Genomic DNA, 10,160 nt, shown 5'->3' with positions numbered 1-10,160 from the left:
AACCGGGGGCGGGCGGGGCACGAAGAGGACACCGGACTTTAGCCGGGCACTCAGTTCGAGGGTTTGGGCGTACGGATTCCCAGGAACGCAATCAGTGCCGCGGCGAACATCAGCAGCGCCGTCGCCAGTGCCGTCCGCTGGAAGCCTGCGTAGTCCAGGGACCCGGCGGAGATGGTGCCGATGAGGGCAACCGTAATGAGGCCGGCCACCCGGCTGACCGCATTGTTCACGGCGGAACCAATTCCGGCGTCGGTCTCGTTCAGTGCACCCAGCACGGCGGCGGTCAGCGGAGCTACCATAACCGCGAGCCCAAGGCTGAAGAGCAGCAGGCCCGGGAGCAGCTGGGTCAGCAGGTTCAGCGGTGGGCTGACCGTGAGCATCAGCAGGAAACCAAGTCCCATAACCGCCGGGCCGCAGGTCATGAAGATCCGTGGACCATACTTCCCGGCCAGGTTTCCGAAGTAAGTGGACAGCAGGAGCATGGCCACCGGAAGCGGCAGGGAAATAAGGCCGGCTTGGATGGCAGTGAAGCCTGCCGCTTCCTGGACGAAAACGGTTAGCGCAAACGTGCCGAGGGAGAGCGCACCGTAAGCTGCGGCTGTCACCAGGTTGCCGTAGCGGAAGTTGCGGACACGGAACAGATATAGAGGCATCATCGGCGCCCTGGCCCGTGACTCGCGGAGAACGAACAGTGCGAGTGCCGCCAGACCTGCCACCAGGGGTATGTAGACTGCAGGATCGCCCCAGCCCAGACGTTCCTGTTCGATCAGCGCATACACCGACCCGCCCAGCCCGGTGACGGCCAGCAGCGCGCCGGGAATGTCCAGCGCCGTACGCCGGCGCGGGCTGTCCTGCAGGCCCAGCATCAGGACCAGGGTCAGCGCCACTGGCAGCACATTGACGGCGAAGATCAGGCGCCAGCTGAACCAGTCAACCAGCACGCCGCCCAGCAGCGGCCCGATGATCGCCGCGGTGCCGGTCCAGGCTGTCCACGTTCCGATGGCGCGGGCGCGCGCCGGGCCGGCATACGCCGTCGTAATCAGGGCCAGGCTGCTGGGGACCAGCAACGCGGCCGCCATGCCCTGGATCGCCCGTGCGATGACGAGGACTTCCGGATCCCAGGCCAGGGCACAGCCTATCGATGCGGCACCGAATCCAATCAGCCCCCAGATGAGCACCCGCAGCCGGCCGAAGGAATCCGAAAGCGAACCGGCAAGCAGGATCAGCGCGCCGAGGGTTAGCAGGTAGGCGTTGACGGTCCACTGCTGGGTGGCGAGCCCGCCGCCGAGTTCCGCGCCGATCGCGGGGAGGGCTACCGTGACAATGCTGCCGTCCAGGAACGCCACGAAGGAGGCGAGAATTGCGACGACGAGCAGGCGGCTGCGCTTACCTACAGGGGCGGGAGCTGCTCCTGCCATGTGGTGCTCCCTTTCAGGACAGGACGGTATTTGCTCCCATCATCACACCGGACTGCGCCGCACAGCACTGCCTTGGGGACGGCCCTTCCAGGAAGTTCTGCGGAAAGCGGTGGCGCACTCCCCGTTCATGCCACAGAATGGCCCCTCATCCGCGCAGTTACCGCAGACCTACCAATGGGGAGAACACCGTGTCCACCAAGATCACCTTCATCATCGACAACCCGGCAGACCCAGAGGCATTTGAAACGGCCTACAAGGGTTTCGAAGGCAGCGCGCGAGAGCTTCCGCGCCTGCAGCGGTTCGAAGCGGGAAAGGTCTGGCCCAAGGAGAACGGCTCACCCACCCCGGCATACCGGACCGTGGACTTGTACTTCGACAGCTATGACGACGCTTCCGCGGCGGTGGCGACGGCCGAAGCAGCGGACTTCATGGATCAGTTGAAGGCTACCGGGACAACGTTCATGGCCCTGTTTACGGACATCGGCGACGACTGACGCAGGCTGGCCGCCGGCGTATATGCCGCCTGTGCATATAAGGGCGGCTGGCTGATCAGTGCATGGCGCGGAACTGATCGAGGTGCTCGTGTGCCCACTGCCTAAAGGTCCGCGCTGGGCGTCCGGTGACTTCCTTGACGGTGTGCAGGACGGTGCCGGCGTTCCTGGGGGCGTGGGTGGCCAGCTGGATGCCGAATTCGATGTAGTCCGCGTCGTAGCCGTAGTTGCGAAGCCGTTCGCGCTCTTCGTCCTCGCTCAGCTGCACGAATTGGATCGGCTCTCCGATTGCACCGGCGAGCAGGCTGGTTCGCTCGGCCGGTGTGAGCGCCTCGGGTCCGGTCAGCCCGTAGGTCTTTTGTGCGTGCCGGTCCGTAGCGAGCGCTGCGGCAGCGACACCGGCGATGTCAGCTTCATGCACGACGGCGCTGGGATAGTCGGCGAGCATGGAGACTGTGCGTGAGGCTCGTATTTCGGGAGCGAGCTCCAGCGCGTTACCCATGAACTCGGCAGGCTGAATGATGGTCCAGCTGATGGAACTGGCTTTCAGTGCGTTGTCGACAGAGGTGGAGGACCAGCCGCCAAGGACAGTTGCCCGGCTGATGCCGGCGCGCTCTGCGAGATTAACGATCTCCGCCCCGTTGGTCAGATCTTCGCCGTCGTCCCCGCCAAAAGTGATTAGGTGTACGGCGTCCACGCCCTCAAATGCTGTTAGGAGACTGGCAGTGTTGGTGAGGTCGCCTGCGGCCACCTCGATCCCTTTCGGCAGGTCAGCTTTGGAGGGGCTCCGTGTAAGGGCGCGGACAGTGTGGCCGGCTCCGAGCAGCTCAGTGGCCAGGTGACGCCCGACCTGCCCAGTGGCTCCCGTGATGAGAATGCGCATGGCCCTCATCGTGGCACCCATTAAGGACAGTCCGCGTCCGCAATGTTCGTGGGACTGAAAAAATGTTCGAATGAGTTTCGACCGAGCGGTTGATTATTCGACCGATCGGTCTAGACTCTGGGCATGACAGCTATTCCGGAGGTCGAGAAGCCCAATATAAAGGTCCGTCCGCCCGCCCATCAGGTGGACCCCCGCGCAACGGCGTGGTGGCTGGTACGAAACCTGTTGCTGTGCGGGATCCCGCTTGCGGTGTTGATAGCGGCCGCTGTTCTCTGGGATCAGGCCAGAATCTGGCTGGCAGCACCGATCGCCGCCGCAGCGCTGGTCCTGGCGGCGCGCGTGGTTATAGAACCGTGGTGGCGCCGGCGCGTGCACCGATGGGAGGTTACTGACCGGGCCACCTACGCATCGAGCGGCTGGCTGGTCACGGAATGGCGGGTGGCCCCGACGTCACGGATTCAAACGGTCGACGCTTTGCGCGGACCCCTTGAGCAGGTCTTCGGTCTCGCCACACTCCGGGTGACAACGGCGTCCTCGTCCGGCGCCGTCAACATACGCGGTCTCGACCGCCGCGTTGCCGAAGATGCCGCCGCACGCCTGGCAGTAATAGCCGAACTCTCCGAAGGGGATGCTACATGAGCGAGCCGGCGGCAGAGCAGTGGCAGCGCCTGAGCAGCCGCGTGGTGTGGGTTGACGTCCTGGTAAGTGTGCTCTCGCTGCTTCCCGGGGTCGCAGCGATCTGGGTTTTCGGCGCTGATCCATCGCTCACCGCGCTCTGGCCGCTGGCCTTCGTGGCTGTTGCGGGCCTCAGCGGCGCCGCCGCCGACATCCTGAGGTGGGCCTTCACTGCCTACCGCCTTACTGCCACGGACATCGAGCAGCGCAGCGGGGTATTCGTCCGGCGGCACCGCACCCTCCACCGTGACCGGGTGCGCAGCGTAGACATTGCCACCAAGCTCCGCCACCGGATTGCCGGTCTCCGCATCGTCACGGTGGGCGCAGGACAGCAGGCCGGAGCGGGTGAAGCGGCACTTGTCCTGGACGCGCTGTCAGCCGCAGACGCCGATGCCCTGCGGGAAGACCTTTTCAACACCACCGTGGCCTCACCTTGGCCGACCGCCACCACCGCCGACGTTCTGGACACCACGGACAAGCGTGGGGAGAGGGAAGGCGGAGGCAGAGCCGCAGAGGTCCTTGCCGTTTTCAAGCCCTGGTGGGCCGTCTACAACATGTTCAGCATCTGGGCCTACGCCATGGCCGCGGGGCTGCTGTGGGGCGGCTTCTGGTTGCTTTCAAGCTTTGGAATAGATGTTGTTGGCGTCGTTGCCAACATGGCGGACTGGGATTCGCTCGGCTGGGTCGTCATCACCATCCTGGTGCTCGCGGTTACCGGTCTTCTTGGAGCACTAGGACTCGGAGTGAACTTCCTCCTCAGCTACTGGAAATTCGAGCTCGCGCGTATCAGGACGGGGGACCACAGCCATCTGCGGACCCGGCGGGGCCTGCTGAGTACGCGTGAGGTTCTCCGCGACGAGCTCCGGATGCGCGGCATGTCCATCAGTGAACCCCTCCTATGGAGGTGGATGCGCATGGCCGATACCAATGTCATCACCACGGGCCTCAACGCATGGGACCCGCAGGAGCCGACTGCAATCCTTCCCCGGGGGCCCGTAACCGAGTCACACCGTGTGGCAGGGAAGATCTTCGGACCCGAGAACCCTTTTGAGGCAACGCTGACGAAACACCCGCGAACCGCACTACGACGTCGTCTCTGGTGGGGGACCGCGGGCTCTGCTGCAGCCCCCGCAGCCCTGCTCCTTCCCGCCCTCACGGGAGTGATACCGGGGTGGATGCCCTGGGCCGCCGCGGCGGCATGGCCACCCGCGCTGCTCGCCGCCGTCGTCGCCTACCGTGCGCTCGGCCACGCCATCGCGGACGAGTACGTGGTAGTGCGCTCCGGGCTCTTAAGCCGCACTACCTCAGCGCTGCGGCGCGACGCGGTGAGCACAGTAGCTGTGCGGCAGTCATTGCTGCAGCGCAGGCTGGGACTGGCTACCGTGTCGGCGATGACCGCCGCCGGCTGGTCCACGTATGAGATCCCCGATGTGCCGGCAGACCAGGCTGCAGGGCTTGCCTCAGATGCGGCACCGGGTGTGCTCTGCGACTTCATCGAGCAGGGGCGCCCGCTGGCATCGACGATAATGGCCAAGTGACACCCCCCGAATATCCTTCGCGTACCTTTACCGGAACGGCGCGCCGCGCACAGATCATTCGTGCCGCCATCACGACCGTCAACGAGATTGGCTATCACCGGGCGTCACTGTCCGAGATCGCGGTGCGTGCCGGTGTCGGGAAAAGCGCGATCGTCTACTACTTCGCCTCGAAGGAAGCGCTGCTGCTCGGCGTTGTCGACGAGGTGTTTGGCAACCAGTACGAAGAGATCGTGCCGGCGGTGCAGGCTGAAAAGGATCCTGCCGGGCAGCTCCGCGCCTACGCACGTGCCTACCTGGCCTACGTCGATTCACACCGTGCCGAGATCACGGCGGGATTCGAGATCGTTGTGTCGCACCGAACCGAGGACGGAACGCCGCTCTATCTGGCGGGAACCGAGGAGGACTCGGCATTGCTGCGTGGCATCCTGTCCGCCGGAATGGATGCCGGAGTCTTCCGCCTGATGCCGCTGCACATTGCTGTATCACTCGTTGAATCGCTCCTGGACGTATGGGCCACTGAACTGCAGCGCGATCTGCAGGCCGAGCTCGGCAACTTCGGCGAGGAGACGGTCAATTTCCTGCTTCAGGGGCTCGCTGTTTCCCCGCCGGGCCTGTGCGGCGCGGAGCGCTGACACTCAGGCAAGGTGCGGCCGCGGAACAGTTGCTGATCAGGCACCCCGTGGCTGGAGCTGGCCTCTGGCCGCAAACCTGGCTCAAAAGGCGCATGTAGCGTGTTGACCATGAAGAATCTTCCGCTGTCGCTCGCGCTGGCCGCTATATCTGGTGCGCTCACCCTAAAAAGCCCGGCCGAATGGTCCCCGCGAGTGCGCCGTGCCTACGTTCTTGCCCCCGGCGCCGCAATTGGCGTCATAGTTGCCGCGGCCCTGCGAAGAGGCGCTCAGCAGGGACGGGAGCTGGCTGCCGCCGGGAGAGTGGATCTTGTCACGCCTGCAACTGCCAAGTCCGACGGCGGAGCAGACTGCCCCGCACCTCTTCCTTCCTATGTGCGTACTAATGCGGGTTCACAACGGACAACAACGATCGCATTGACGGCACTGGCTGGCGCGGTGGGCGTTGCCTCGAGCGGGATTCTGGCGCTGACCCTTGTGGTGGATGAGCGGATGGAAACGTGGTTGCTGCGTCGCGGAGCGGCCCGGCCGCGGCTCGTGATGGCGGTCATCACCGCCGTAACTTCCCTCGTCCTGGACCTGATCATGGACTCTAAGGACGCAGAGCATGCCTCTCCGTAGGCCCACCACGTCTTTGCAGCCCTTGCCTCTGTCGCTGGAGTCCGCCATGGACGCCGCGTGGCCGGCACTGGACCGGCACAAGTCCGGCGGCTGGATTCTCCGCGCCGCGGGAGGAGTAACCCAGCGGGCCAACTCTGTCTGGCCGAGGGGAATCAACGGACACTCCGGTGAAGAACTTTCCGGTCTGCTTCGCGAGGCACGGTCCTGGTACGGCCGCCGCCGGCTGCCGGTGATCTTCCAAATCTCCGAGGACGCCGACGACGCGGCGGCCCTGCACAACCTTCTGGACGTGGAGGGGTTCACACGACAGTCCTCAACCCGTGTCCTGACCCGGAGTGCCAAGGATCTCCCTGATCCTGCATTGTTCCCTGGGGCGCCGGCGGTGGAACTGTCGTCGGTGCCCTCGGATGACTGGATGCACGTCTGGTGGCTGGTGGACGGCCGCGGAGGCAACGAGGAACAGGCCATAGCCCTGCGAATCCTCTCAGGCTGTCCCTCCGTGTACGCCCTGGTGCGAAATAATGACGGCCGCCCCGCCGCCGTCGGACGCCTCGCGTTGCCGGAAGGCAGCAGCATGGGCGGCATCTACTGCATGTCTACACTCCCGGAAGCGCGTCGCCAGGGCTTCGCGGCAGCGGTCCTGGAGGAATTGCTGCGGGCAGGTAATGATTCGGACGTAACAGACTTTTGGCTGCAGGTGACTGCGGCGAATCTCGACGCGCAGGGGCTGTACGCCAGAGCCGGCTTTCGGCTCTCCGGCAGCTACGTGTACCGCCAAGACAGCCGGCATAGCGCGCCGAGCGGGCGCTGAACCGTCAGGATCCCGTTCGCCTGCCTGGCGCCCTCTTCCCATTCCGGCGGGAGAACACCACCGCGACGGCGAGAGCCACCACTGCCGCGTTCGCCGTGACGGTGCCCGCCCAAGTTGTCGGCGGGACACCCAGAGTGAAGCTGGCAGCGTTGAACATGGTGTGGAAGAGGATGCACAGGAACACCGCGTTCCGGGGCGACAGAGCGAGAATCGCGCCGTAGAGGAAGCGGAACGCCATGATCTGAACAGCGAACATCCAGTAGTCGATGACGCCGGACTCATGGTTCGTGCCCGGGATGAAGAACAGCGGGACGTGCCACAGCAGCCAGATAATTCCGACCACCAGGGAGGAAACAAAATAGCCCCACCGGCGGTAGAGCTGCGGCTGCAGCGCCGTCATCCACCCGGCCTCTTCCATGCCGCCAATGATGAGGTTGCCCGGCAGCGAGAGAAAAAACATGAACCAGGGGAGTGCATATGCGGAGGGCCCCGAGATAAGCAGGTGGAGCGAAAAGTACACGCCGAGTGCCGAGAAGACCAAGAGATAGGCCGCCGGACGGCCCTTGGCAAAGAACACCATCCTCAGCCACGCGCCGGGACCTGAAACCTTCCCGGCCCTCCTCAGGACGAGATAGGAAGCAATGGCCGGCGAGAGGATATAAATCGAGAAGGGCACGTTCGCGAGAAATTCGGGCAACGTTGTGACGACATTGTTCACTTCATACCCGAACCGGGCAGCGATGATCAGTGCGCCCGCGAAGCCATAGGCGATCACGAACGTCAGCGCAGTGAACTGCCAGGCGATGCGTTTGTCCGTCACGCTGCAACGATAACGCTCGCTCACGGAACGGTTTTCCGATTCCCCGCGGCGGCCTGCGAGGGCGGCCATCGCCGCGGGTAAACAGGCCAAGGTTCCCACTCCCTGGTGTTCCTGTGGTCTACGTGGTCACTTCCGTAACACCGGCACCTGGGGATGGGAACCTCGGTGCCCAAACACCCGCACCGCGCCATTCCGTCCAAGCCAGTCCGATTCAGCCAAGTCTGTGGTGAATGGCGAGCCTCAACATGGCCGTCCCGGCCAACGAGGTGGAGACTGGACAGGCAAGCGGAAAGGCCCCGGAAGCGGAACCGCCGAAGAGCGCAGCTTCCCTTTGGGGCAGGCCGCACAACACCCAGCCCCGTCTAGCTGAGGAGAACCCGCATGTACCGCAATTTCCGTGTCACCGCGCCCGTGCTCACCGCAGTCGCGGGCCTGGCACTCATCACCGGATGCACCAATACGACGCCGGAACCGCTCGAGACCGGTGTTCCTTCAACGAGCAATGGAACGACGGAGAGCGTGAGCGCGTCTCCGACAGACTCAGGCACATCAGCGGCGTCGGGAAACTCCGACGAGACGATCACCCTCAGCCGCGATGAGGAACACCGAATTACTGAACCGAACACCAGCATCACCATTGCGTGCAATGGCGGTGGAGATATCGACGTTCAGACGAATGGCACAAACGTGAAGACGACCGGTCAGTGTGAAGACATCGATATCCGCGGCAATGACAATACAGTGAGCGGCGAAGACGCGGAAAGCCTCGATATTGACGGCAACAACAACGAGGCCACCCTCATGAATGTGCCCGAAATTGACGTCGACGGGACCGGGAACACTGTCGGCGTTGAGGAAACCCGTGACATCGACGTCGAAGGGGAGAGTAACAGCATCACCTATGCCTCGGGGGATCCCACAGTCGAAACCACGGGTACAAACTCCGTTGCGGCCCGGTGAACGTGGGCATGGGTGGGACAACCACTCCTCCACACCCGCCGCCGGAAGCGTCCTTCGTCACACACGCGGGCCGGAATGGGGCAGATTGTGACGCAGAGCGTACCCTTGATCTGTGAAAACCTTCGAAGAGCTATTTGCCGAACTCAGTGAGAAGGCGGAGAACCGGCCAGCCGGTTCACGCACCGTCGCCGAACTCGAGTCCGGCGTCCACGGCATTGGCAAGAAGGTAGTCGAAGAGGCCGCAGAAGTCTGGATGGCTGCCGAGTACGAGTCTGATGAAGCCGCAGCAGAGGAGATTTCCCAGCTGCTCTACCACCTGCAGGTCCTTATGCTGGCCAAAGGCCTCACCCTGCAGGACATCTACAAGCATCTCTAGCCACGCGCTTCGTTTGAGCACCGCTCAAACAGTGTGTGGCCCGCCGGCAGGCCCAGTTCCTATCTGACTTCCAGCGAAAGATCCAAAATAAAATGCTCCGTGTAGCAGTGCCCAACAAGGGTGCCCTTTCCGAATCCGCCTCCGCCATGCTCTCCGAGGCCGGATACCGCCAGCGCCGCGACAGCCGCGAACTGGTGATGGTCGATCCCGACAACGACATTGAATTCTTCTTCCTCCGCCCCCGTGACATTGCCGTCTACGTCGGCTCCGGAACGCTCGACGTCGGACTCACCGGCCGCGACCTGTTCCTGGACGCGCAGGTGGAGGCCGAAGAGCTGATGAGCCTTGGCTTCGGTGCTTCCACGTTCCGTTTCGCCGGACCGGTAGGCGATTTCGCGTCCCTCGAAGAGCTCAACGGCAAGCGCGTCGCTACCAGCTACGACGGACTGCTGCGCGACTACCTCGCCGAACACGGTGTGGACGCCTCCGTGGTCCGCCTGGACGGCGCCGTCGAATCCTCCGTGCGCCTCGGCGTTGCGGACGCTATCGCCGACGTCGTTGAAACCGGAACCACGCTCCGGGCGGCAGGCATGGAAATCTTCGGTGAGCCCATCCTGAAGTCCGAGGCAGTCTTGATCGGCCGCAAGGGTGCCAGCCCCGCCGGACTCGACGTGCTCAAGCGCCGCCTCAAGGGTGTCCTGGTGGCCCGCCAGTACGTGATGATGGACTACGACGTCCGCAAGGAACTGGTCGAGGAAGCCGCAGCCCTCACCCCGGGCCTGGAATCGCCGACCGTGTCCCCGCTGCGGGACTCGGACTGGGTGGCCGTGCGGTCGATGATTAAGAAATCCGACACCAACCGCATCATGGATGAGCTCTATGACCTGGGCGCCCGCGCCATCCTGGTCAGCACCATCCACGCCTGCCGGATCTAGGGG

Annotated in this window: 12 protein-coding genes; 9 read left to right on the top strand and 3 right to left on the bottom strand. The window is 64.0% G+C overall.

Annotation, left to right across the window (positions count from 1 at the left end; genetic code table 11):
* Positions 1-50 precede the first annotated feature (50 nt).
* Positions 51-1,418: an MFS transporter gene (locus TVB01_RS14535; protein ID WP_422456619.1), complete on the bottom strand. Its 1,368-nt coding sequence runs from the start codon at positions 1,416-1,418 to the stop codon at positions 51-53.
* A 188-nt stretch (positions 1,419-1,606) separates the two neighbouring features.
* Here TVB01_RS14535 and TVB01_RS14530 point away from each other — a divergent pair, with 188 nt between their 5' ends.
* Positions 1,607-1,912, top strand: a complete 306-nt coding sequence (locus tag TVB01_RS14530) for an EthD family reductase (RefSeq protein WP_422456618.1) — start codon at positions 1,607-1,609, stop codon at positions 1,910-1,912.
* A 55-nt stretch (positions 1,913-1,967) separates the two neighbouring features.
* Here TVB01_RS14530 and TVB01_RS14525 read toward each other — a convergent pair whose 3' ends face one another.
* Positions 1,968-2,792, bottom strand: coding sequence for an NAD(P)H-binding protein (locus TVB01_RS14525; RefSeq protein ID WP_055241472.1), 825 nt, complete (start codon positions 2,790-2,792; stop codon positions 1,968-1,970).
* 123 nt (positions 2,793-2,915) lie between these two features.
* Here TVB01_RS14525 and TVB01_RS14520 point away from each other — a divergent pair, with 123 nt between their 5' ends.
* The 5 genes from TVB01_RS14520 (at position 2,916) to TVB01_RS14500 (ending at position 7,066) form a co-directional block, all read left to right on the top strand.
* Positions 2,916-3,431 (top strand): PH domain-containing protein, encoded by a 516-nt coding sequence (locus TVB01_RS14520; protein WP_422399331.1) that lies wholly within the window; start codon positions 2,916-2,918, stop codon positions 3,429-3,431.
* Positions 3,428-5,005 carry a PH domain-containing protein gene (locus TVB01_RS14515; RefSeq protein WP_422456617.1) on the top strand — a complete coding sequence of 526 codons (1,578 nt, stop codon included), beginning with the start codon at positions 3,428-3,430 and terminating at the stop codon, positions 5,003-5,005. The genes TVB01_RS14520 and TVB01_RS14515 overlap by 4 nt, the downstream gene beginning before the upstream one ends.
* Positions 5,002-5,637: a TetR/AcrR family transcriptional regulator gene (locus TVB01_RS14510; protein ID WP_055241467.1), complete on the top strand. Its 636-nt coding sequence runs from the start codon at positions 5,002-5,004 to the stop codon at positions 5,635-5,637. The genes TVB01_RS14515 and TVB01_RS14510 overlap by 4 nt, the downstream gene beginning before the upstream one ends.
* A gap of 108 nt (positions 5,638-5,745) precedes the next feature.
* Entirely contained in the window at positions 5,746-6,255 is a 510-nt protein-coding gene (locus TVB01_RS14505; RefSeq protein ID WP_152969963.1) for a hypothetical protein, read from the top strand.
* Complete coding sequence (locus TVB01_RS14500; protein WP_055241463.1) at positions 6,242-7,066, top strand: GNAT family N-acetyltransferase; 825 nt, start codon at positions 6,242-6,244, stop codon at positions 7,064-7,066. The genes TVB01_RS14505 and TVB01_RS14500 overlap by 14 nt, the downstream gene beginning before the upstream one ends.
* A gap of 4 nt (positions 7,067-7,070) precedes the next feature.
* Here TVB01_RS14500 and TVB01_RS14495 read toward each other — a convergent pair whose 3' ends face one another.
* Positions 7,071-7,910 carry a type II CAAX prenyl endopeptidase Rce1 family protein gene (locus TVB01_RS14495; protein ID WP_422456616.1) on the bottom strand — a complete coding sequence of 280 codons (840 nt, stop codon included), beginning with the start codon at positions 7,908-7,910 and terminating at the stop codon, positions 7,071-7,073.
* Between the two features lie 357 nt (positions 7,911-8,267).
* On the opposite strand from TVB01_RS14495, the gene TVB01_RS14490 reads away from it, so the two are divergent.
* The 3 genes from TVB01_RS14490 (at position 8,268) to hisG (ending at position 10,157) form a co-directional block, all read left to right on the top strand.
* Positions 8,268-8,846, top strand: a complete 579-nt coding sequence (locus tag TVB01_RS14490; protein ID WP_422456615.1) for a DUF3060 domain-containing protein — start codon at positions 8,268-8,270, stop codon at positions 8,844-8,846.
* 112 nt (positions 8,847-8,958) lie between these two features.
* Positions 8,959-9,222: a phosphoribosyl-ATP diphosphatase gene (locus tag TVB01_RS14485; RefSeq protein WP_325789804.1), complete on the top strand. Its 264-nt coding sequence runs from the start codon at positions 8,959-8,961 to the stop codon at positions 9,220-9,222.
* Positions 9,223-9,314: 92 nt separating this feature from the next.
* On the top strand, positions 9,315-10,157 hold the full coding sequence (gene hisG, locus TVB01_RS14480; protein WP_422399337.1) for an ATP phosphoribosyltransferase: 843 nt from the start codon (positions 9,315-9,317) through the stop codon (positions 10,155-10,157).
* The last annotated feature ends 3 nt before the right edge of the window (positions 10,158-10,160 follow it).

It is taken from the genome of Arthrobacter sp. 7Tela_A1 (assembly GCF_049311065.1).
Classification (GTDB): Bacteria; Actinomycetota; Actinomycetes; order Actinomycetales; family Micrococcaceae; genus Arthrobacter_B.
Note: the sequence above shows the minus strand (reverse complement) of the source record. Positions and strands in the feature narration are given on the sequence as shown.

Bases quoted from the DNA above. Each gene is read 5' to 3' on its own strand.
- TVB01_RS14535 (WP_422456619.1), bottom strand. From the start codon at position 1,418: ATGGCAGGAGCAGCTCCCGCCCCTGTAGGTAAGCGCAGCCGCCTGCTC.
- TVB01_RS14525 (WP_055241472.1), bottom strand. From the start codon at position 2,792: ATGCGCATTCTCATCACGGGAGCCACTGGGCAGGTCGGGCGTCACCTG.
- TVB01_RS14520 (WP_422399331.1), top strand. From the start codon at position 2,916: ATGACAGCTATTCCGGAGGTCGAGAAGCCCAATATAAAGGTCCGTCCG.
- TVB01_RS14515 (WP_422456617.1), top strand. From the start codon at position 3,428: ATGAGCGAGCCGGCGGCAGAGCAGTGGCAGCGCCTGAGCAGCCGCGTG.
- TVB01_RS14505 (WP_152969963.1), top strand. From the start codon at position 5,746: ATGAAGAATCTTCCGCTGTCGCTCGCGCTGGCCGCTATATCTGGTGCG.
- TVB01_RS14500 (WP_055241463.1), top strand. From the start codon at position 6,242: ATGCCTCTCCGTAGGCCCACCACGTCTTTGCAGCCCTTGCCTCTGTCG.
- TVB01_RS14490 (WP_422456615.1), top strand. From the start codon at position 8,268: ATGTACCGCAATTTCCGTGTCACCGCGCCCGTGCTCACCGCAGTCGCG.
- hisG (WP_422399337.1), top strand. From the start codon at position 9,315: ATGCTCCGTGTAGCAGTGCCCAACAAGGGTGCCCTTTCCGAATCCGCC.